Source organism: Salinicoccus hispanicus, assembly GCF_009831115.1.
Taxonomy (GTDB): domain Bacteria; phylum Bacillota; class Bacilli; order Staphylococcales; family Salinicoccaceae; genus Salinicoccus; species Salinicoccus hispanicus.
In genome coordinates, this window is sequence record NZ_WUUK01000003.1 from 214,224 (window position 1) to 236,202 (window position 21,979).

The 21,979-nt window shown below is 46.4% G+C and carries 21 protein-coding genes; 3 read left to right on the top strand and 18 right to left on the bottom strand.

Translation table 11 applies throughout. The features are described from left to right. Window positions 1–5: 5 nt before the first annotated feature. The 15 genes from GQ671_RS12900 to GQ671_RS08570 all read right to left on the bottom strand — a co-directional run bounded on the left by GQ671_RS12900 (window position 6) and on the right by GQ671_RS08570 (window position 13,763). A complete protein-coding gene (locus GQ671_RS12900; protein WP_170288673.1) occupies window positions 6–182 on the bottom strand; it encodes a hypothetical protein in 177 nt (58 codons plus the stop codon). Between the two features lie 48 nt (window positions 183–230). Beyond that, window positions 231–902, bottom strand: a complete 672-nt coding sequence (deoC, locus tag GQ671_RS08505; RefSeq protein ID WP_160655619.1) for a deoxyribose-phosphate aldolase — start codon at window positions 900–902, stop codon at window positions 231–233. A 24-nt stretch (window positions 903–926) separates the two neighbouring features. After that, window positions 927–1,958, bottom strand: a complete 1,032-nt coding sequence (locus GQ671_RS08510; protein WP_160655622.1) for a zinc-binding dehydrogenase — start codon at window positions 1,956–1,958, stop codon at window positions 927–929. Between the two features lie 27 nt (window positions 1,959–1,985). Further along, on the bottom strand, window positions 1,986–3,245 hold the full coding sequence (locus tag GQ671_RS08515; protein WP_160655625.1) for a galactitol-specific PTS transporter subunit IIC: 1,260 nt from the start codon (window positions 3,243–3,245) through the stop codon (window positions 1,986–1,988). A gap of 69 nt (window positions 3,246–3,314) precedes the next feature. After that, window positions 3,315–3,593: a PTS sugar transporter subunit IIB gene (locus GQ671_RS08520; protein WP_160655627.1), complete on the bottom strand. Its 279-nt coding sequence runs from the start codon at window positions 3,591–3,593 to the stop codon at window positions 3,315–3,317. Window positions 3,594–3,606: 13 nt separating this feature from the next. Continuing rightward, on the bottom strand, window positions 3,607–4,077 hold the full coding sequence (locus tag GQ671_RS08525; protein ID WP_160655630.1) for a PTS sugar transporter subunit IIA: 471 nt from the start codon (window positions 4,075–4,077) through the stop codon (window positions 3,607–3,609). Window positions 4,078–4,096: 19 nt separating this feature from the next. Next, window positions 4,097–6,148, bottom strand: coding sequence for a BglG family transcription antiterminator (locus GQ671_RS08530; protein WP_160655633.1), 2,052 nt, complete (start codon window positions 6,146–6,148; stop codon window positions 4,097–4,099). Window positions 6,149–6,354: 206 nt separating this feature from the next. Continuing rightward, the gene (locus tag GQ671_RS08535) at window positions 6,355–6,897 is read right to left on the bottom strand and encodes a hypothetical protein (protein ID WP_160655636.1); all 543 of its coding nucleotides are present in this window, start codon (window positions 6,895–6,897) and stop codon (window positions 6,355–6,357) included. A 12-nt stretch (window positions 6,898–6,909) separates the two neighbouring features. After that, window positions 6,910–8,535, bottom strand: coding sequence for a sodium:solute symporter (locus GQ671_RS08540; RefSeq protein ID WP_160655639.1), 1,626 nt, complete (start codon window positions 8,533–8,535; stop codon window positions 6,910–6,912). Window positions 8,536–8,673: 138 nt separating this feature from the next. Next, window positions 8,674–9,144 (bottom strand): hypothetical protein, encoded by a 471-nt coding sequence (locus tag GQ671_RS08545; protein WP_160655642.1) that lies wholly within the window; start codon window positions 9,142–9,144, stop codon window positions 8,674–8,676. Between the two features lie 64 nt (window positions 9,145–9,208). Further along, window positions 9,209–10,399, bottom strand: coding sequence for an alpha-amylase family glycosyl hydrolase (locus GQ671_RS08550; protein WP_160655645.1), 1,191 nt, complete (start codon window positions 10,397–10,399; stop codon window positions 9,209–9,211). A 314-nt stretch (window positions 10,400–10,713) separates the two neighbouring features. Then, a complete protein-coding gene (locus GQ671_RS08555; RefSeq protein ID WP_160655647.1) occupies window positions 10,714–11,409 on the bottom strand; it encodes an amino acid ABC transporter permease in 696 nt (231 codons plus the stop codon). Beyond that, window positions 11,402–12,127: an amino acid ABC transporter permease gene (locus GQ671_RS08560; protein WP_160655650.1), complete on the bottom strand. Its 726-nt coding sequence runs from the start codon at window positions 12,125–12,127 to the stop codon at window positions 11,402–11,404. Before GQ671_RS08560 ends, GQ671_RS08555 begins: the two co-directional genes overlap by 8 nt. A gap of 28 nt (window positions 12,128–12,155) precedes the next feature. Then, window positions 12,156–12,992: a transporter substrate-binding domain-containing protein gene (locus GQ671_RS08565; protein ID WP_160655654.1), complete on the bottom strand. Its 837-nt coding sequence runs from the start codon at window positions 12,990–12,992 to the stop codon at window positions 12,156–12,158. 27 nt (window positions 12,993–13,019) lie between these two features. Next, the gene (locus GQ671_RS08570) at window positions 13,020–13,763 is read right to left on the bottom strand and encodes an amino acid ABC transporter ATP-binding protein (RefSeq protein WP_160655656.1); all 744 of its coding nucleotides are present in this window, start codon (window positions 13,761–13,763) and stop codon (window positions 13,020–13,022) included. Between the two features lie 189 nt (window positions 13,764–13,952). Here GQ671_RS08570 and GQ671_RS08575 point away from each other — a divergent pair, with 189 nt between their 5' ends. Beyond that, the gene (locus tag GQ671_RS08575; RefSeq protein WP_246153215.1) at window positions 13,953–15,134 is read left to right on the top strand and encodes an acyl-CoA dehydrogenase family protein; all 1,182 of its coding nucleotides are present in this window, start codon (window positions 13,953–13,955) and stop codon (window positions 15,132–15,134) included. A 155-nt stretch (window positions 15,135–15,289) separates the two neighbouring features. On the opposite strand, the gene GQ671_RS08580 is transcribed toward GQ671_RS08575, so the two are convergent. From GQ671_RS08580 to GQ671_RS08590, 3 genes are read right to left on the bottom strand one after another with little or no spacing between them, the layout of a single operon-like run. Next, window positions 15,290–16,639 carry a GntP family permease gene (locus tag GQ671_RS08580; protein WP_160655659.1) on the bottom strand — a complete coding sequence of 450 codons (1,350 nt, stop codon included), beginning with the start codon at window positions 16,637–16,639 and terminating at the stop codon, window positions 15,290–15,292. Between the two features lie 37 nt (window positions 16,640–16,676). Next, entirely contained in the window at window positions 16,677–18,353 is a 1,677-nt protein-coding gene (locus GQ671_RS08585; protein ID WP_160655662.1) for a dihydroxy-acid dehydratase, read from the bottom strand. A 13-nt stretch (window positions 18,354–18,366) separates the two neighbouring features. Beyond that, on the bottom strand, window positions 18,367–19,035 hold the full coding sequence (locus GQ671_RS08590) for a FadR/GntR family transcriptional regulator (RefSeq protein ID WP_160655665.1): 669 nt from the start codon (window positions 19,033–19,035) through the stop codon (window positions 18,367–18,369). Window positions 19,036–19,847: 812 nt separating this feature from the next. Here GQ671_RS08590 and GQ671_RS08595 point away from each other — a divergent pair. Together GQ671_RS08595 and GQ671_RS08600 are read left to right on the top strand one after the other, a co-directional pair. Then, the gene (locus tag GQ671_RS08595; RefSeq protein WP_160655668.1) at window positions 19,848–21,338 is read left to right on the top strand and encodes a phytoene desaturase family protein; all 1,491 of its coding nucleotides are present in this window, start codon (window positions 19,848–19,850) and stop codon (window positions 21,336–21,338) included. A 78-nt stretch (window positions 21,339–21,416) separates the two neighbouring features. Next, on the top strand, window positions 21,417–21,890 hold the full coding sequence (locus GQ671_RS08600) for a glycosyl-4,4'-diaponeurosporenoate acyltransferase CrtO family protein (protein WP_160655673.1): 474 nt from the start codon (window positions 21,417–21,419) through the stop codon (window positions 21,888–21,890). Window positions 21,891–21,979 lie beyond the last annotated feature (89 nt).

Consider the following 21,979-nt stretch of genomic DNA (forward strand, 5'->3'; position numbering starts at 1 on the left):
TTTTCTCAACTTACTGCTTTTTCTTCCTTCACGTTTCCATCCGCATTCTTTTTTCTTCCAGAAAGAATACTGATCAGTGCCGCACCGATGATGATCGGATTGAAAATCATCTGATTATCAAAATAGAAGCTTCCAATATTACGCATTGGTCCAAGCATGAATTCCAGCATTGTATCTACCATATTCAACCCTCTTTTAAATAGTTTTTGATTTCTCTCATATCACTATGATCAGTAAGTACTTGACGATTGCCCGCCAGAAATGAGTGCCACCGCACCACTCGTACCGATACGGTTGGCGCCGGCTTCAACGATATTCACCGCATCTTCGTAAGTTCGGATGCCGCCTGCCGCCTTGACACCAAAGTCAGGACCGGTCACTGAACGCAGCAGTCTGACATCCTCTACCGTTGCACCGCCACCATTGAAGCCAGTGGCCGTCTTCACATAGTCCGCCCCGGCTTCCTGAATGATTTTACAGACCGTCACTTTCTCATCTTCAGTGAGTAGTGCCGTCTCGATGATGACTTTGGTCGTCAGACCTTCAGATGCTTTGACCACTTCACGGATGTCTGACCCGACCTCATCGAATTCACCGGATTTCAATGCGCCCAGGTTGATGAGCATATCAATCTCCTCGGCACCATTTCCGATGGCCTCTATTGTTTCAGCCACTTTCGTCTGCGTAGTCGCGCCGCCGAGTGAGAAGCCGATCGGCACACCCACTTTGATGTTATGCTCTGATAGGATTCTGTAGGCATGCGAGACATAGCACGGATTCACGAACACCGTCTTGAACCCATGCTCGATGGTCGTATTGCAGAAGTCCGTAATATCATCCTTTGTCGCTGTCGGCTTGAGCAGTGTAAAATCGATCATTTCGATCAGTTGTTGTCTATTCAAGAAATCACCCTGTTTTCAAAGATTTTAGTCGACTGGTGTCAGCAGCACTTTGATTGCTTCGCCGCTTTTAATCTTGTCGTATGCTTCTTCCCACTGTGTAATATCAAATTCGTGGGTCACTAGTGCCTTCGCATCTACGCTGCCATTGTTCATCAGTTCAAGAGAAGGTTCCCAATCCGCAGATTTCTGGCTCCTGCTGCCGACTACCTGGATTTCCTTCTGGATGACTTTCTCCATATCGAAATTGATCTTCGAATCTGCAAAGATGCCGACCTGGCAGTAATGACCTTTCTTTCTTAATAGATCGAGCCCCTGATGGGTGGCAGGAACGGCACCTGAACATTCGAATACAACATCTGCGCCATAGCCGTCGGTCAACTCATCGACGAATGCCTTCAGATCCTGCTCCTGTATATTGACCACATGATCAATGCCGATTTCTTCCGCTTTATCAAGACGTACCTTGTCGTTATTCAGTCCTGTAATGATTACCTCAGCACCTCGGCTTTTTGCAACCTGGGCAGTGAACAGACCGATCGGTCCTGGGCCCAGGACAACAACGACATCGCCTTTTTTCACCTGTGTCTTCTCGACTGCATGATGTGTACATGCCAATGGTTCAGTCATAGCCGCAGACTGGTAGTCGACATGTTCCGGCAGATGATGGACACTGTCCTTCCTCGCGATCAGATAGTTGGCGAACCCGCCATCCTGCTGCGTCCCAAGTCCTTTGCGGTGGTTGCACAAGTTATAGTCACCGCTCTTACAGTATTCACACTCTCCGCAAACATAGAATGTCGTTTCTGAAGTGACACGGTCACCTGGCTTGAAGTCGGTGACGCCTTCTCCGACTTCAACCACTTCTCCTGAGAACTCATGACCGAGAGTAACCGGAACCGCGACCTTGTAGTGCCCTTCATAAGTATGGATGTCAGAACCGCATATGCCTGCATATTTCACTTTGATCTTGACCTGGTCAGGACCAGGCGCCGCCGTTTCTCGTTCCTGAACTTCAAGGTTACCGAAACCGAGCTCAGTCTTTACCAATGCTTTCATCTTATTGGCCTCCTAGTGATTGATAGATCAGTTGAACAGATCGAAAATCTTGAATATGATCCAGTTGACGATGTTACCGCCCTGGTCGATACTGGATACTTGTACTGAGCCCTCTGGCAGATCGAGGTTTGCAGTCTGTGCCATTTCTGTGAATATCGGTGCAACATCGGTTGCAACGTAAAGGGAAATGGCGATCATGACCGTACCGACGATAACAGAATGTACAATATTCCCTCTTGCCGCACCGACAATGAATGCAACAATGAATGGAATTGTAGCCAGGTCACCAAACGGCAGTACCGCATTACCTGGAAGAATAACTGCCATCAGTACAGTGATCGGAACGAGGATCAATGCAGTGGAAATGACTGCAGGATGTCCGAGTGCAACCGCCGCATCAAGTCCAATATAGATATCTCTGTCGCCGAATCTTTTATTCAACCACGTACGCGCAGACTCGGATACCGGCATAAGACCTTCCATAAGAATTTTAACCATGCGTGGCATAAGTACCATGACCGCTGCCATTGCCATACCGATTTCGATGACTTCACCGGCACCGTATCCTGCAAGCGCACCGATTACTGCACCAAGGAAAAGTCCGATGAAGATGGATTCGCCAAACACACCGAATCTTTTCTGGATGGACTCAGGATCCGCATTCCAGTCCTTTACGCCAGGAATCTTCTGCAGTCCTCTGACCAGGAAAATACCTGGTGCGTAGGAAATTGTACTGCCTGTAGCGATGGACACACCTGGAAGGTCGTAGAACTTGCTCATCATCGGTGCTGTCCAGTCAGCGACTTTAAGCGCAACAATCTGGAAGAGTACCGCGCCAATCAGACCTTGGATGATACTGCCGGAAACCGCGTAGATCATCGCCGCCATGAATGTATAGTGCCAGAAGTTCCAGATATCGACGTTCATCGTTTTCGTCGTCTTCGTCAAAAGCATGACGACATTGACAATCAGGCCGAGTGGAATGATGAATGGCGCCACAACAGATGCCCATGCGATGGACGATGTTGCCGGCCAGCCGACATCCAGTACGTTCAGGTTGACACCGAGACGTTCAACCATGCCTTGTGCAGCTGGACCCAAGTTATTGACGAGTAGATCGATGACCAGGAAGATACCGACAAAAGCGACCCCGATGGTCAGACCTGACCTGAATGCCTTGCCTGGCTTCTGTCCAAAGAACAGTCCCAGTAGGAATATGGCAACCGGCAGTATGACCGTCGCACCAAGATCGAGAAATCCCTGTATAAAATCAACAAAACCTTGCATGTTATGTTTCCCCCAGACGTTTTTATAATAATTCTCGATTCCTCAGTAACGAGGAACCGAGTCAAACCATTACTTCTTCAGTTCTTCCAAGATCTGTGCTTTCGTATCTTCCATACCGATGCCTGTCAAAAAGTTTCTCGCATTGATGACCGGGAAGTCATATTCCTTCTGTGTCATCGCTGTAGTGACGAGAAGATCTGCAGAGTCTGCATATGCCCCTACTTCAGAAATCTTGATCTGCTTGAGATCCACTTTGATATTGTTTTCTTTCGCCAGTTCTTCAATTGCGTTGTTGACCACTGTTGACGTTGCGATACCTGCTCCACATGCTACCAATACTGTTTTCATATTATCCATCTCCTTAGAATGTAAAATCGAGTTTATTTTTTAGTACATCGACTATCTTTTTCTTGTCTGTTTCACTTACGAGATACTTGAGCGTCTCTTCATCCCTGAACACCTGCATCAGTCCCTGCAGCAGACTCAGCTGTGAATCCGACTTGTCCATGGCCAGCATGAACACCAGCTGGACATTCACTTTTTCGTCCGGGTCTCCCATCATCCCGAATTCCACCGGGTTCTCCAGCACTGCTACGCTGATTGTTTTTTGGATGACATGTTCGACATCCGTATGAGGAATGGCTACAGAAACCCCACCTGTCGGGAGTCCAGTGGCAAACTCCTTTTCTCTTTCAATGACTGCTTCGAGGTATGACGCCTTTATCAGTCCTTTTTCTTCCAGATTGTTTGCCATGGCTGTTAACACAGCTTCTTTTGAATCCGCTTCCAAATCCAAAAGAATGATAGATTCATCAAAAACCATATCTTTCATATTCTAAACTCCCTCATCACTATTCAACCGAATGTTTTTTTAGTACTTTGCAGATTTCCTGGTCTGTTTCTGCATCAAATAAAGCTTTACGTCCTTTTTTGGACTGCGCCAGATCTTTCAGTTGAAGCAGTGCTTTCAGATGCATTTCCTTATCCACCGCAGCAATGACTACCATGACATGGATCGTGGACCCTGCAAACTCTATCCCTTCATCAACCTTCAAAAGACTCATTGATACAGTGTTCACGCCATCTTCGGGTGCAGCGTGCGGAATAGCGACACCTTCCCCAAGGATGATATATGCATTGTCTTCGGTGTTCTGCTCGACCATCTTCTCAATATAACGCTGTTCGATATGTGCACTTTCGACCAGTGGAGACGCGCATTGGCGAATCCCGGCTTCGAATGACGATACCGACTGCACCCGTCTGATTCGATCCTCGGTGATCAGTTCATCGAGACTGTAGGCATACGTTCCGTTATGACGTGTATTATCCCCGTTGTCCTCATGAGTGATGTACCGCTGCAGGTCTTTCGACAGCTGGCTTTCATTTTTGACATCCGCATGCTTCTTTACGATTTCCATGATTTCCTCAACGTTGATTTCGTGTACGGTGTAGCCTTGTACTTCCAGCATGACCTGTCTTCTCAGGCGATTCTTCTCTTCCTTTTTGAGATAGGAACTTGCGAGAAAAAGCTTTTTCTCGGTCTCAAGGAATACGGGTGAGAAAATGATATCGAAATCGAGTGTGTAGTCATAGAATTCACGGACCGAGAGCGAGTCCAGAAAAACGAATTCCGGAAACAGCTCCTTCAGTTCGGTGAACATCAGCCTTGAAACGGAAACCCCTTTCGGGCAGACGACAATCGCTTTCGTCTTCTGTCTGAGACTCTCACCCTGACGGCGCATCCATCCACCGATCAGCATTGTAAGATAAGCAATCTCGGTTTCCGGTATCCGTGTCCCGATCAGTTCCTTGAGCGGCACAGTGGACTGGCCGATCAGATGGAACAGCTCCTTGTAGTCCTGCAGGATGAAGCTTTTCACATCACCTACTTCAGTAAGATGGTACTTGATACGGTAGTATGCAGGCGTCATATGGAGAAGCAGTTTATCCAACAGCTCCTCCCGCTCCTGCAGGGAAATGCATGCCGTATTTTCAAAGATCTTCAGCATATCCTCCAGCGCCCGCTTCAAGTGCGGAATACTTTCTTCGGTCAGCTGATCGGCCCAGTAGACGTTCGTCGACAACAGATGCAGTGTAATGAAGAGCCGCTCCTGTTCGGAAATATCCGTGTCATGCAGAATCTCTTCCGCCGCCTGAAACTCCTTGGTATGCGAGATCTCCTTATAACCGATCTTGAATGACTCGATCGTCTGGCTTTGGCTGATTCTGCGAAGCACAAGCAATAGATCGAAAGGCATGGTGCGCACTTTATCGTCTGTAAACTTCAAGTTCAACTTACGTTCGACATTCCCAATCCGGGATTCGATCTCAGCGAACTCATCTTCCTTGATACCAACAAGAGATTTGATCCGATCCTCGCCGCCGTTCATCTGAACCAATGTATCAATGACATTGAACAGCAGCTGACGGATATGGAACTCCTCACCTTCGATAAAGTATCCATTGACTCTTGAGTACTTGACTTCAAGACTGTACTCCAAAGCATTCTCACGCACTTTTTTGAAATCGTTCAGAATCGTATTTCTACTGACATCGAGCTCAAAAGCAAAATGATTCAGAGACAGTTCTTCGTTGCTTCCAAGCAGCATCAACAGAATCATGTACTGACGCTGATGTTCTGAATAGATGTTCGTTTCAGCAGAAGACACTTCGTGATCATCTTTCAGATTGGTGATGACTGCCTGATTGATGATGAAGTTCCCCTGGCTGTTTCTTTCTATAATCGGGAGGTTTTTGGATGTGATGAAATCATTGATCTTTTTGAAACTGTAGCCAAACTGGCGACGCGTAAGATTGTACTTCTTTTCGAGCTCCTTACTCGTCACGCCCGGGCTTCTCAATAATTCATCAAGTATGCTTCCACTTCTCTCATCCAGTTGCATGTGACCATTGCTCCTTCCCGTTAATTAAAATATATCAGCTAGAGACTAATAATTGTACACCATTACGGCACAATTAAAGTGCCATGTATTGTACACCCTTGTGATTGAGTATAGCGCAAGGTGTACAGAGTACTGACTGGATAAGCTTTAGAGGGAAAAGGTAATGAAAAAGGCAGCTCATCAAGAGCTGCCTTCAATAATATATTCTAGGTAAGTAACCCCTCGTCGATTTCACACAAGTATGATAACGCAGTATCTTTTATCGGGATGTCGACCTTTCCATTGAGTGCATCCACTGCGACGATATCGTACACGCCATTACGATCATGTGTATAACCAATCCAATAAGGGACATGAATCAGCCATTGATCCAGTATCTCCACTTCGATTTTTTCCCGTCTCTTTTCCTTTGCAAAAAGTTCCCAGTAGATCAAACGTTGTGCACTGTCCTTGTATAGTGGTTTCTGTATAGGGAAAAAGTCCGCTTCCGTCGTTTCGATTTCAAGATCTATCGGCAGAATGGCGTTCATCTGGCTCAACGGCTCGATTGCAATCCGTCCTTGCATCCCTTCAGAGACGGTATGTGTGATGGCTTCATAGTCGAAGCACCAGAAGGGGAGGTAGACTTTTTCAATGGAAACGAGCTTTACAGATCGATTGATCTTCTTCCACCAGTTTGAGTAGAGGAAATCATTCATCAGGAAAGTGGCTTCCTTTTTATCGATGATAGGCTTCAAATAGTTGACCATGATCCAACCCTCCTACATGTTTTGCAAGTAAAGCAGAAATGCGATGACGACGAAGAAGTAGATGATAAGGTAGAGCGGCCATCTCCTGGTCCTTCTCTCTTCCTTCATTTCTTCCGCCGCTTCTGCTTGTTCAGCGCGGGAAGCAAGATTCTTCTGGGCTTTCGTGCTGGTACGTTCAAGAATCAAACCGTCCAGCTTCTCCCGAGGCGGTGCTGGAGCCAGTAGGCTCACGAGATATCCAACGCCGACGGCAATTACTGCACCGACCATGTTATTCCATAAGTAGGATATATCTGAGAAAGCGGTGACTGCCCAGACGGAAAGCATACCGGCGATGACGCCGATGAAAGCTCCAGTACCATTAACGCGTTTTGTAAGAATTGCCAGGATGAATACACCTAGCAGTGCGCCATAGAAGTAGGATCCTATCTGGTTGACGGCTTCAATGACCGGTCCCAAATTGCCTGCAAAGAATGCGAAAATGGTGGCATATATTCCCCAAAAAACAGTCGCATAACGGGACGCTTTCAAATAATGCGCTTCTGATGCATTCTTCTTGAAGAATTTACTATAGAAGTCTCGGATCGATACTGCAGATAAGGAGTTCAGAGCGGAGTCCAGACTGGACATTGCTGCAGCAAATACACCCGCCATAATCAGTCCTGAAATACCCATCGGAAGCTGATTGACGACGAAACGTGGGAAAAGTTCGTTCAGATTATCAACGTTCGGATCCCCTGCGTATTGATAGAAGATGTAAAGGAGGACACCGATCAGTATGAAGAGCAGCATCTGCGGAATCAGCAGGACACCCGTCAGTACGAGAGACAGTTTACTCTCACGGATGGACTTGCTGGTGAGTACCCTCTGTATCTGGCTCTGGTCTGTACCAAAGTAGGCCGCGTGCAGGAAGAAACCACCGATGATGCCCGCCCAGATACTGTATTCGACCGAGAGATCAAATGAGAAGTCCAGCGATTGGAGCATTCCGGTCTGCGCTGCGGTATCCATCACTTCGCCCCATCCACCAGGCACATCCTGGAATATGACATACACACTCAGTAATGCACCAACCCATAGGACGACCATCTGGATGACATCCGTCCAGATGACAGCGCTGATGCCACCGAGTACGGTGTATGATATCGCAATGACTGCCATGATGATGATGGTCCAGGTAATATCCATCCCCGTGACGACAGACAGCACAAGCGCTGGTGCATAGAGGACGACACCTGTGGCAAGACCACGCGCGACAAGAAACAGCCCAGCGGTCAATGTTCTCGTCTTTACATCAAAGCGGCGTTCCAGGTATTCATAGGCCGTGTAGACTTCCGTCTTGTAGAAGAACGGAACGATCGTTGCAATCAGAAAGGCCATTGCCAGCGGCACGTTGATGTAGGTCGCCATGCGGGTCAAACCCCCGTCATACCCCCACCCCGGCGCACCAATGAAAGTGATGGCACTTGCCTGTGTCGCCATGACGGAGAGACCGATTGCCCACCACGGGATGCTCCGTCCGCCGAGAAAGTAATCCTCCGTCGATTTCTGCTTTCTACCAAAAGATGCGCCAATCAGAGCGGTACCAAGTATATATACAATGAAAATCGAATAATCGAGTATAGTGAAATTCTCCATGTATAGCCCCCTCTTTCTTCAACTAGATTTATAGACCTCCAACGGTACTTGTCCTCATTAGAAGCTCAAGATATTCCATAGCGGCTATCGGTATCATCCATGGTCGAAGAACTGATGGTGTCAGTCATCTGTTCATTGTCATGTTCCATTGTCTTTCAGCCACATTGCCTGGTACGGATCAAGCTGCAACGTCGCCTCTTCTGCTCCATAGACCACTTCACCAATCGTATCTTTCAGACTCCCGGCTTCCAGTTCGTCCTTGAGAGCGGTCATTGGCACCTCAATATTTTCTCCAGAGGTATTGATTATCGCCACGAGTTTTTCGCTCGTCTTTTCATAAGTACGCGCAATCGCAAACAGTCGATCATCCAGGAAGAGCACCTTCTGTTCTGCATTCGGATGCAAGGCTTTTTCAGATTTGCGTTTTTCTATACGCTTCATCAATCCATTGAAGATCTGTTCACGCAGGCTGCCTTCGAGTTGGATTTCCTGCTCGAGTTGTTCAATAGACAATTTTTCACGATTGATGGAACGGTATCTGCCGGTGGCCTCTACCCCTTTCTGATCATTCTCAGAACCGAGCAGACTATGGATGTATATTCCCGGCACACCTTTGACAGATAGCAGTAGCGTCTGTGCTGCAATAAACCGTTCTACAGTCAGAGTGGCGGAATCATTCGTTCTTTTTCAAGGCACTCAAGTAGTTGATGTTCAGCTCATACGGGCTCTTTGTACCATCTCCATTATCTTTGTAGGAGACATATCCACCACTGTCTTTGACACTGTCCACCATTTTCTCGACTTCTTGGTCATCCAGTATTCCTTCCACCGGGCGCAATCCGACACCATCGTGAGAAGAAAGGAAATTGAAAAATGAAGTATGCGCACTCGTCGGTTCGAGCGCATCCGCCCATTTCGCCAGGTACTCCGCATTGCCTGACAGAAAGGCGTGCAAGGTGAGTGGCGGAAGCGGGAACTGGTAGACCATATGCGCCTCGTTCAACCCATTTCCGAAGTAGCTGATATTATCTTCGTGAGGGACATTCGTTTCGGTAATAAGTATGGTTCCTGGAGAAATCTCTTCAAGTACATCCCGCATGATTTGGATGATGAGATGGGTCTCCTCAAGGTGGATGCTCGTCGTATCTAAACGCTTCCATAAAAATCCGATTGCATCGAGCCTCAAGTAGCGGGCACCATGCCCGACGTACTGTGCCAGAATTTCAAGTACTGCCAGGAACAGTTTCTCACTTTTATAATTCAGATCAACCTGATCATCACTGAAAGTCGTCCAGACATGCCTCGCCCCTTCCATATGAGCCACCTCCGTCAATAGTGGCAGTGCCCTCGGCCGTACGATGGAACTGTAGTCGGCAGTTGGATCCGATTCGATGAAGTAGTCCTGGAACTCAGCATCCCCCTGCAGATACTTCAGGAACCAGTCACTTTTACTCGAAATATGGTTGATGACCGCATCGAACATGAGATCATAATCCGCTGCAAGCCGATGGACCATTTCCCAGTCCCCGAGCTCCGAACTTACTGTCAGGTAGTCCTGGACAGAAAATCCATCATCCGAAGTATAGGGATAGAAAGGCAGAATATGGACCGAGTTGATTGTATCTCCTACGTACTGCTCTAAAAATTTCCTGAGCGTAACCAGAGGCTTTTCGTCAGTACTCTTAATGGAATCTCCATAGGTGATTAGCATGATGTCCTTTTCATCCACCCAGTCTTTCTTCTGGCCGTCCTGTCTATACTCATTGACAAGATTCTGAATTCCTTCGGAGATCCTTTGACCCTTCTCCTTGCCGTAGACTGCATAAAGGTTATTCTCAATCCGATTCAGAGTTTTAGAATCCATCTGTTCCCTCCTTTATTACTTTCTTCCATAATAAAGAATATTCAGAATACATTCAACCGAGTAGGACTGGCAGAACTCTACTTGGTGGAAATTCCTTTGAAAATAAAAACATCAAGAGGTATCTGATGAGTTTTCTCCATATCTCGGAACTAGCCGACTCTCTGATGTGCACGGGAAATTATAGGTCATCCGTAATTGGGCCAGTATAAGTAATGCATAAAAATATCGCCCTGGTTTTCCAGGGCGACATTAATTTCTTATATGAATGCTCTCAATTTTCTACCAGGATAATGACCTGCTGTTCACTGCTACTCTTATGCATAGCCTCTTCTCATCCTGTTCTCCAGCTTATCGATGGCGTAAGTAAGTATGACGCATATGCCCCAGTATACGAGGGCTGCCGCGACGAAAGCTTCCAGATAGCTGAAGCTCTGTGCACCTACAAGCCTTGCCTGGGCAAATATGTCCACGACCGTCACGAGGAAGGCGAGTGACAATGCTTTGATGATGATCAGGAATGCATTCATCGTATCCGGCAATGCTTCCACCATGACTTGTGGAATAATGACTTTCCTCAGTGTCTGGGTGGTGCTGTAGCCGAGAGACTGCGCCGCTTCGATCTGGTTCTTATCCAGTGAATGCAGCGCCCCTCTGATGATTTCGGATTGGAAGACGGAATAGCAGATGCTGAATGTCACGATGACGATGGCCGTGGAATTGAGACTGGACGGGTCGAGGGTGACATTGAACAGTCCCAGAAACCATGCCGATACAAGTGGCAATGCATAATAGACCAGATACAGGAGTACGACATTCGGTGTGCCGCGGAGAAATGACTGCAGTACACCAATGATCTGTTTGACTACCGGTATGCCGAGGCTCTGGATGTATGTGATGGCTGCGCCGAGCATGAAGGACAGCACAAGGATGATGAGGGCCAGAAGCAGTGTCTTCGGAACGACTTTGAGGATTTCGACGAAACTTTCGAAAACGGTCATGATATCAAACACTGTAGCCGGCCTCCTCTTCTTTCAACTTGTATCCTGTATTTTTGAGCACCTTCTTCTTCCTGCGTTCAAGCAGTCTGATGAGCTGCTCGGATATCATCGAGATGCCCCAGTAGATGAGGGCCACGGTCAGGAACACTTCCACCTGCTTCATTCCGAATGTGTCTCCGCTCATTATCGTTGCCATTCCCATGATGTCCACTACCCCTATTGCGAAAACGAGGGAACTGTCGTGGATCAGATGGATGATCGCATTACCAAGACCAGGCAGTGCAATCGGTGCCATCTGGGGAATGATGACTGTCTTCATTTTCTGGAACGGTGTATAGCCGAGGCTCTCTGCCGCTTCGTGCTGCCCTTTTTCGATGGCCAGGTATGCCGGTCTCAATACTTCCGACATATACGCACCATTGAAGACGATCAGGCAGGCCACTGCAGCTGTGATGGCATCGATTTTCATGATGTCGAACCCGATCAGCTGCAGCAGCACCGGCAGTCCGAAGAAGAACAGGAACAGCTGCAACAGTATGGGTGTACTCCGGGTGAAGGATATATATGCCCCCATCATCTGACTGAGAACAGGAATCTTCCTGATCCGTATCGCAGCCACCGGAATGCTGAGCATCAGACCGAATATGGCGGACAGTACGACAATCAGAATCGTGATGGGAATCACCAATAGGAACCTTGGAAATATCTCTATCATATATTGAATATCCATGACTGCCCCTCCTCTTCATCCATTACCTCTACTCCGCTTCGTACTGAAGAATGTCTTCCCCGTAGAATTCATTCGACAATTCCGAGACGACGCCTTCTTCCTTCAGTTCCGCCAATGCCTCGCTGACCTTATCACGGAGCTCGACATTCTCTTCTGAATCATGGATCAGGAAGTAGGTCGGATTGATTTCGACCGGCTCCGTCACATGAATATCCAGCCCCGCTTCTTCGATGATCTCCTGCTGACCCAGGTTCGATGGATTAACGAACGCATCATAGACACCGTCGTTCACTTCCTGCAGACGGTCAGAAGTCGGAATGCCGCCGTCAGATGTATCGAATTCAATCTGGTCATCCGGATGCTCTTCATTATAGGCATTCAGCAGATTGTATACGCCGCCCGTCGGTGTTACCGGGACGACCTTCTTGCCTGCGAGGTCATCAAGACTCTCGATTTCACCCTCCTGGTCGCCTGTGGCGAAAATTTTCATCAGGCTCGGTCCGTTGCTTTCTTCAGGAATCAGGTAGCTTTCTTCCCTTTCCTCGGAGAGGATCAGTCCCTGGGCGAGCAGGTCATACTGCCCGGTATCAAGTCCGATTTCACCTGCACTGTCGCTGGCACCTTCAATATTGAATTCATAGTCTCCAAGCTTTTCATCAATGGCCCTTAACAGCTCGACTTCATAACCTGTCAGTTCTCCATCGTCACCGACGTAGCTCAATGGACGGGAGGATGAAGATACAGCAACTTCCACCGCCTTGACTGCTTCGTCACCTTCTGAACTTGCTTCACTCTCTTCTCCACCGCATCCTGCCAACACCAGTAGTACCGCCATGAATGACGTCAGTAATAGTAATTTTCTCATTGTATATTTACCTCCTATATAATTGAATTAATGACTTGCCGTATAGAACTTGCGTAGAAACTGCTGGGTCCGTGCGTGATTTGAATGTCTGAATATCTGTTGGGGCGGCCCTTCCTCCGCCACCTTGCCCCTGTCCATGAAAACTACCCGGTCGGATATGTCTTCGGCGAAGGACATCTCATGGGTCACGAGGATGATTGTCATGCCGGAACCCGCAACTTCACCGATCGTCTTCAGCACTTCACCGACCAGTTCCGGATCCAGTGCCGAAGTCGGTTCGTCGAAAAGGATCACTTCCGGTTCCACAGCCAGCGCCCGGGCAATGCTCACCCGTTGCTGCTGGCCGCCGGAAAGCTGGTGGGGATATGCATCCGCCTTCGCTTCGAGACCCACCCGCGCGAGCTCAGCCATGCTCTTATCCCGTGCCGCTGCCTTCGATTTCTTCTGGACCACGATCTGCGCATCCATGACATTCTCCAGCACCGTCTTGTTCTTGAAAAGGTTATACTGCTGGAACACCATCGCCGTCTTCCGTCTGAGGTCGAGGGTCTCCTTTTTGGTGATCGACCCGTAGTCATATGTATCGCCACCGAGTGTGATGCGGCCGCCATCCGGCTTCTCCAACAGGTTGATGCATCGCAGCAGACTCGTCTTTCCCGTACCACTCGGGCCGATGAAAGTGATCACTTCGCCCTTGTGGACTTCCAAGTTTATGTCATCGAGCACTTTGCTGTCGCCAAATGACAGATCCAGATGCTCTATATTCAGCATCCATTTCACCCTCTTTCGCTTTATATTCAGAATAATAAAAATGATATGCTTCATTATAGCTTTTATTTCCTACTTGTCAAATATGAATTTAAAGTATAATATTACGCTTTTCTATTGAAAAACGATGGGTTTGATGGAATAATGAAATAATTCTTATGCTACAGATATGGTTTAGAGAGGAGCAACACTTTGGAGACATTACAGGATCTTGAAATGAACGAACGCTTCCAACTGATAGAAGAAACAGCAAAACAATTCAAAGAGACTTCACAGGAACATGATGAGAACGTCACCTTTCCTTTCGAAAACTTCGAAGCACTGAAGAGAATCGGCTATCCGCAGCTGTCAGTGCCGGCAGAATACGGCGGAGGTGGCATTTCACTGCACGAACTGATGAAGCATCAGGAGATCATCGCGAAATATGACGGGGCCACTGCCCTATCCATCGGATGGCATATGGGCATCATCATGGATATTGGAGAGAAGAAAGCCTGGGATGAAGGCAAGTATAAGAAGGTCGTGGCAGATGTGATCGAGAATGGCGCACTCATCAACAACCTCGCGACAGAACCCGCCACAGGCAGTCCGACAAGAGGCGGCAGACCCGAAACCACCGCTAGAAGAGATGGCGATGAGTGGGTGTTGAACGGCAGGAAGACATTCGCCACACTGTCACCGATATTGAAGTATGCCGTCGTCAGTGCGTCCATCGAAGGCAGTGATGAAGTCGGGAACTTCGTCGTCGATTCCGCACTCAAAGGCGTCCACGTCGATGAGACATGGAACTCCGTCGCCATGCGCGCAAGCGGCAGCCATGACTTCATCATGAAAGATGTCAGAGTCCAGGAAGAAGACCTCGTCTCCTTCAGAACACCAGGCAAGAAAGCACCCGCAGGATGGCTGCTCCACATCCCGGCATGCTACCTCGGCATCGCACGTGCTGCACAGGATTCAGCTTTGGAATTCGCAACCACCTACTCCCCCAATAGCATCAAAGGCACCATATCAGAGCTGCCGAACGTCCAGGAGAAGCTCGGACGCATCGAGATGCTGCTGATGGAATCAGAGCACTTTCTTTACTCCGTCGCCAGACAGTGGGATGAAAGTAATGAAGAAGAAAGAAGCAGTATGGGCAGCGAACTCGGGGCCGTCAAAACATCCATCGTCAACAAGGCAGTCGAAGCCGTCGACCTCGCCATGCGCATCGTCGGCGCAAAGAGCCTGTCTGCAGACAACGAAATGCAGCGGTATTACAGAAACGTCCGTGCCGGCCTCCACAACCCGCCGATGGATGATATGGTCATCATCGGACTCGCAAAAAGTTCAATCGGCAGAGTGGAAAGTACGAAGAAGGAGAAACAGGAAATATAGAAAAAACTTCTGTGAGGATTTAGAATAATGAGAGAAGAGAATAACATTACAATTGTTAATTAATCATAAAAAGGCTCTGGGTTACTAAATAGTACCCCAGAGCCTTCATTCTACTTTTAGCAAACATACTATGCTTCAGCTCCTGCAAACAATAGTTATGGTACAAAAATGCTCAAGATCAAACATACAGCAAACCCTGTCAGACCGACCAGAGTTTTCATGACAGTCCAGGATTTCAGAGTGTCAGCTACACTCATACCAAAGTACCGGTTGGCCATCCAGAAACCTGAGTCGTTTACATGTGAAAAAGCAGTCCCGCCACATGCAATTGCGATAGTTACCACCCCAAGCATTGGTTCACTCACATCGAAATGAGGAATCAATGGCGCCACCAGGCTTGCTGCAGTTATCATGGATACTGTTCCCGATCCTTGGGTAATCCGTATCAGAGAAGCCGTAACGAATCCGAATACCACAAGTGGCATATTGATTGTTTGCATAGCATCAGCAAGAATATCTCCTATTCCAGTTGCTATGAGTGTCTGTCCGAACACACCACCAGCGCCCGTTATAAGTATGATGATACCTGCAGGTTCCAATGCCCTCGTCGTAATTCGCTGCATCTCCTCTTTTGTAAATCCTCTGCGGTGACCATAAAACCATATTGATAAGAGAGTAACGATCAGAAGGGCAATAATAGGGTTACCTATGAACATCAGTATCTCTCTGATGATATTTCCTTCTGGAAGAAGCAAGTCTGAAAAAGTATTACCTAGAATCAGAAGTAGAGGCGTAAGCAGTATAATCAGGATTCCTCTAAAGCCCGGCAATTTTTCTTCATCATATTCAAAAGTTGATTTTTCGAACTGCTCAGGAATACCAACATAAATTTTTTTTGAAATGAATGTCCCAAAGATTGGACCTGCTATAATTACAGCTGGAATAGCTGCAATTACACCGAACAGAATTACGTATCCCAAATCAGCCCCAATAATACTGGCTGTTGCAATTGGTCCCGGAGTTGGTGGTATAAAAGTATGGGTAACACTTAAACCAGCGGTGAGCGGAATACCGTAATACAGCAATGATTTTTTGGAACGTCGAACTAAAGCATATGTGAGTGGTACAAGAATTACTATTGCTACATCAATGAAGACTGCTATCGATACAAGAAAACCACTTGCAGCAAGCGCCCACACGATGTTTTTTTCTCCGAACTTGTCCATCAGTGTCAATGCAAGCTTCTCTGAAGCCCCTGATGCCCTGAGCACTTCTCCAAAAATTGTTCCTATACCGATAATCAGCGCAACAAAACCGAGTGTTCCCCCCATCGATTCTTCAATATGCGTAATCAGCTCTTGAGGTGGCATGCCAACTGCCAAACCGACAAACAGACTGGCGATGATCAAGGCTAGAAATGCTTGCAGCTTTGTTTTAATGATCAAAAATAGTAGAATGAACATGGCCAAAACGGCAATAGTAATGATTAAAGCAGTGTTATCCAAAGTAAAGCCCCCTTGTTTGGTTATAAACTTAACAGTACTAAGGTATTAGAAAATCAAAGTCACATCCTTCTGAAGCTTGGAGAACATGAGATCTGTAAAGTTTAGAATATCCACGCTCTTCCTTGAAAATTGGTTTCTTCCATTCATTCTTCCGATCTTTAAGCTCTTCGTCAGAAATCAATACTTCAAGAACACCCTCTGCTACATTCAGATGAATTTCATCTCCATTTTTAACAAGTGCCAGCGGTCCCCCTACAGCCGCTTCCGGAGAAGCATGCAGTACCACTGAACCCGATGCAGTACCACTCATACGACAATCCGAAATCCGTACCATGTCTCTGATCCCTTTTTCCAGCAACTTTTGAGGAATAGGTATACCACCCGCTTCTGGCATTCCAGGCGCACCTACCGGACCGGCATTTCTTAATATCAGTACAGAATTTTCGTCTACCTCCAACGTTTCGCTGTTCACCCTATCCTCCATATCCTGGATGGATTCAAAGATAACAGCTTTGCCGGTATGCTTCATCAATGTTTCATTAAGTATTGCTTTAGGCTTAATGATGGCACCTGAAGGTACAAGGTTCCCCTGCAGCAGTTTGATACCCCCATTCTTGTAAATAGGATTATCCATTGTCCTGATCACATCACTGTACTCTTCGATTACTGTTGTATCCCCGATGTTCTCTTTTAAAGTTTTACTACTTACTGTCTTTTCTTCCAAATGTAATAGATTCTTCAATTCAGATAAAAGACCAGAAACACCTCCTGCATGATAGAACTCTTCCATCTGATACTTGCCAGCTGGCCTTAAGTTACCTATAATAGGTGTCTTTCTAGAAATGGCTTCGAAATCTTTAAGCGTCAGTTTTATACCTAATCGTTTCGCCATCGCAATCAAATGTATCACTGTATTGGTAGAACCACCCACAGCCATAAGAGTAGTAATAGCGTTTTCAAAAGAACGCCTGGTAACTATATCTGAAGGTTTTGTGTTATCTTCTACGAGTTTCACAATAGCTTTCCCGGTCTCTTTGGCCATTCTCAGCCTTTCATTTACGGTGGCTGGTGGTGTGGCGCTGCCCGGTAGCATCATACCCATAGCTTCAGAACATACAGCGATAGTACTGGCGGATCCCATTACCATGCAGTGACCATTGGTCGGTGCGAGCTGTGCATTGATTTCCATAAGTTCTTCTTTTGAAATGGTACCAGCCTTATACTCCTGCCAATATTTTCTGCAATCACTGCAAGCACCTAATTTTTCACCTTTGTATTCTCCATTTGCCATTGGACCGCCTGTGAAAAGGATTGCCGGTTTGTCAGCACTGAAAGCACCCATAAGCTGTCCTGGTGCCATTTTGTCGCAGCCTCCAACCAAAACCACCCCATCTATTGGTTGCGCCTTTATCATTTCTTCAGTATCCATTGCCACCAGGTTACGATAAAGCATGGTAGTTGGGCTGGTAAACATCTCTCCAACTGAAATCGTTGGAAACTCCAGTGGTATACCTCCAGCCATGATTACACCATTTTTAATGGAATTTATTATCGGATTCAGATGGGCGTGACATCTGTTTATCTCGCTAAACGTATTGCATATGCCGATGATCGGTTTTCCATAATCCTCTTCGTCATAACCAAGGTTCCGTTGAAAAGCCATTCTGATATATTCACTGAAACCTTGATCTCCATAAGACGTTGTATGTTTCATTTGTATCCCCCTATCAATTTTCAGCAATCCACATCTCGAGCACAAGTTCTTCGTTTGATTCAAGGTGTGATCGCATATACATTTCTGCCTGCCCACTATTTCTTGTTTTGATTGCTTCTGCAATCATAAGATGATAATGCGCAGCTTTTTCTTTCATGCCCGGAATATTAGTATGTTTTCTCGCTTTAGCCAATTCTTCTTGGAGCTCTTCATATACTTTAATCGAATAAGCATTATGTGTTGCTTTAGCTATCAGCATGTGAAAGTTCAAATCTTCATCTTTCGTCTTCTCATTATTTTTGGCCAAATCAGCCATCTTTTCAGCAGATTCGATAATCATATCTATTTCCGTTTGAAATGCCTGAACGGCAGCAGTTCTGGCAAACGATGGTTCCAACATTGCTCTGAATCTAGTCAGATCCAGAAGTTCTCGAATCTCAGATTTCGAAACAAATAGCTTGTTTGAACCGGGCTCATATATTACAAAAGACCCTCGCCCTTGCTCAATCCTAATAATTGATTGGCTTTGAAGTGCTCGAAGAACTTCTCGCATCATTGACACTCCGATTCCGTACTTATCTGATAAGTTGGAAACAGAGGGCAACTTTTCTCCATTTTTAATTTTCCCTTGAGTAATATCATTAAATAAACTGTTGTATATATTATCAAAACTTTCTCTCAAGTAACTGACCACCCTCCAAGTTATGTGATGAGTAAATAATACATCACATAAGTTGTAAGCGCAACCACTTATTAAAATATTCAGATTTAACTTACATAATTATCTCTAATCAATAGCAACTATCAATGATAAAACGGAGAAGTATCAGTTATAAATTTCAAGCCGGCCAAGTGTCGAAGTGTTCTGTCTGCATTGACCACCGACATTGAAGCATCAACAACCTGCCCCTACCACTCCGACCAGGAATGAGCCTATCAGATAAGAACTATCAGGCGAGACGCGAGGACCATGGTATAGTTCAGAGCATATCCCGGAAATGCGACTGTGCTGAAAAACGCATTAAAAATAGAGCAGCTTTCTCTGCTCTTAAAAGTCTATTTTATTGGGGTCGTTAAATCCCATAGATTGGGGGTTTAGTGCACCATGTTAAACAACAATACTCGATCACTTATACTACAGCACCTTTATTAGAATCTTAAAATGAATTCACAACTGCCTCTAAATATTAATGGATGTATTTATTTGATATGATACTAATACAATAAGGTGTCCATTTGAATAAAAATTTAATATTGGAGATACTTCCTGGTTGATTCCTACATAATGGAGATGGGAGACAGTTCATTCGAAAGTAGAAGTGGTTCCTATGATCACCCAAGGTGTGTCCACTTGAACATAAAAACATCAAATAATGGGTATAAATCATAAAGCTTGATTTCATTATGACAATGCATAAATTGAATCAGTGTATATATAAAAAATTAATAACGCAATGCACACCAATTATTTTCTACTATGAGGAGATGTCTCGAATGCCACAAAAAAGCGTATTGATCATCGGCGGTGGGCTCGGCGGCCTATCAGCCGCGATATCACTGGCACAAAAAGGATACGATGTATCACTATATGAAAAAAATGATCACCTGGGTGGAAAGGTGAACCGTCTCGAGCAGGATGGTTTCGGCTTTGATCTTGGCCCTTCCATTTTGACCATGCCGAAAGTGTTTGAAAAACTCTTTACTGCAAGCGGAAAAAAAATGGCGGACTATGTGCCAACCATGAGACTGGATCATCAATGGCGCTCTTTCTTCCCTGATGGCAATGTAATCGATCTATATGAAGACCTAGAAGACATGGAGGAGAAGAATACATCACTGACCGAAAAGGATATGAAGGAATACAAAAAACTGCTTACATATTCCAAAAAGATCTATGACACGACCGAGAACAGCTACTTCAAAGGGGTCGACGATGCGAGGGATATTCTGAAGTACCAGAGCATGTTCAGTGCGCTCCGAGGCTTTGATCTATTTTCAACAGTGCACCAGGCGATCGACAAGCGCATCAGCAACAAGCAGCTGAAGGATATGCTCTCCTATTTCGTCAAATACGTCGGCTCCTCGCCCTATGATGCACCCGCGGTACTGAACATGATGATCTATATGCAGCATGACCAGGGCGCATGGTATGTACCCGGCGGCATGGGCAATCTGGCCAAAGGGCTTGTACAGCTTGCCGAAGAAATCGGCGTGACCCTCCATACCGGACAGCATATTACACAACTCGAACATACCGATGGAAAAATAACGGGCGCTGTTTTGGATGATGGGACAAAATTGAGTGCAGACTATTATGTTTCCAATATGGAAGTCCTCCCGACCTATGAAAAGCTGATCGGGGAAAATAAAGCGTATACCCAGAAACTGAGAAAGAAATTCGAGCCGGCCAGTTCCGGCCTTGTCATGCACCTTGGGGTGAAGAAGAGCTACCCGCAGCTTGCGCACCACAATTTCTTTTTCGCTGAAGATATGAAGCGACAGATGAATAGAATATTCCACCGCCATGAACTGCCGGATGACCCGGTCATCTATCTGGTGAATGTTAATAAGACGGATCCGACTCAGGCGCCAGAAGGGTATGAAAACTTAAAAGTGCTGCCCCACATCCCGCCTATCCAGGATAAGCCTTTTACAGCTGAAGACTATGAGCGTTTCGCGGAACAGACACTGATCAAACTTGAGCGCATGGGTCTCACGGATCTGCGTGAAAACATTGTTATGAAAGATGTCTGGACACCGGAGGATATCGAGCGCACATATGGTTCCGACCGCGGCGCAATCTATGGCACTCTATCTGATCGCAAGAAAAATAAAGGCTTCAAGCACTCCAAACAGAGTGAACACTACGACAACCTCTACTTTGTCGGCGGGACAGTCAACCCGGGTGGTGGCATGCCGATGGTGACATTGAGCGGTCAGCATGTAAGCGACAAGATCGCCGAGAGGGATTCGGAAGCGGATTAACCCCCCTTCTTTATTAAAGCCGATACGTGTTTCGAGGGACTACTGCGATTAAATGAAGGTGTTAAGGAGGCCTAGCCCATGCAATTGATTTCGTTTTCCCTATTTTGGACAATCGCCATTGATATCGGTGCCTGGGTCTTCTTCCACCTGGCCATTTCAGCGCTCTGTCTAAGGCTCCCTCTCTCAACCTTTCAGAATAACGCATTCTGGTCCCGTATCTACCCCTGGGAAAAGTCAGGGGCGCTTTGGGACAAGTTGTTTCGAGTGAAGGCATGGAAAGGCAGATTGATCGACGGGGCTACGCTATTTAGAAGCGGGTACCAGAAAAAGACACTGCATGGCAAAGGTAAAGCGGACCTGCAGATGTTTGCCCTTGAGACGAAACGGGCCGAGCTGACACACTGGCTTTCCATACTGCCCGCCCCCCTATTCTTTTTATGGAACCCTGCCTCAGTCGGCTGGCTGATGATCGTATATGCGATTGTTTTCAACCTGCCCTTCATCGTCACCCAGCGTTATAATCGTGGACGTATCAGTAAAATGCTGTCATGAGACAAGTCGGCAACTTCAGAATGATTTTAAATAAAAAGGGATACCGTATAAAATTATTATATTTCCAGACACGACTCAATATGTTTTCA

Coding starts and splice junctions, on each gene's coding strand:
- GQ671_RS12900 (WP_170288673.1), bottom strand. CDS start 182: ATGGTAGATACAATGCTGGAATTCATGCTTGGACCAATGCGTAATATT.
- GQ671_RS08510 (WP_160655622.1), bottom strand. CDS start 1,958: ATGAAAGCATTGGTAAAGACTGAGCTCGGTTTCGGTAACCTTGAAGTT.
- GQ671_RS08515 (WP_160655625.1), bottom strand. CDS start 3,245: ATGCAAGGTTTTGTTGATTTTATACAGGGATTTCTCGATCTTGGTGCG.
- GQ671_RS08520 (WP_160655627.1), bottom strand. CDS start 3,593: ATGAAAACAGTATTGGTAGCATGTGGAGCAGGTATCGCAACGTCAACA.
- GQ671_RS08525 (WP_160655630.1), bottom strand. CDS start 4,077: ATGAAAGATATGGTTTTTGATGAATCTATCATTCTTTTGGATTTGGAA.
- GQ671_RS08530 (WP_160655633.1), bottom strand. CDS start 6,148: ATGCAACTGGATGAGAGAAGTGGAAGCATACTTGATGAATTATTGAGA.
- GQ671_RS08535 (WP_160655636.1), bottom strand. CDS start 6,897: ATGGTCAACTATTTGAAGCCTATCATCGATAAAAAGGAAGCCACTTTC.
- GQ671_RS08540 (WP_160655639.1), bottom strand. CDS start 8,535: ATGGAGAATTTCACTATACTCGATTATTCGATTTTCATTGTATATATA.
- GQ671_RS08550 (WP_160655645.1), bottom strand. CDS start 10,399: ATGGATTCTAAAACTCTGAATCGGATTGAGAATAACCTTTATGCAGTC.
- GQ671_RS08560 (WP_160655650.1), bottom strand. CDS start 12,127: ATGGATATTCAATATATGATAGAGATATTTCCAAGGTTCCTATTGGTG.
- GQ671_RS08565 (WP_160655654.1), bottom strand. CDS start 12,992: ATGAGAAAATTACTATTACTGACGTCATTCATGGCGGTACTACTGGTG.
- GQ671_RS08570 (WP_160655656.1), bottom strand. CDS start 13,763: ATGCTGAATATAGAGCATCTGGATCTGTCATTTGGCGACAGCAAAGTG.
- GQ671_RS08585 (WP_160655662.1), bottom strand. CDS start 18,353: ATGAAACATACAACGTCTTATGGAGATCAAGGTTTCAGTGAATATATC.
- GQ671_RS08595 (WP_160655668.1), top strand. CDS start 19,848: ATGCCACAAAAAAGCGTATTGATCATCGGCGGTGGGCTCGGCGGCCTA.
- GQ671_RS08600 (WP_160655673.1), top strand. CDS start 21,417: ATGCAATTGATTTCGTTTTCCCTATTTTGGACAATCGCCATTGATATC.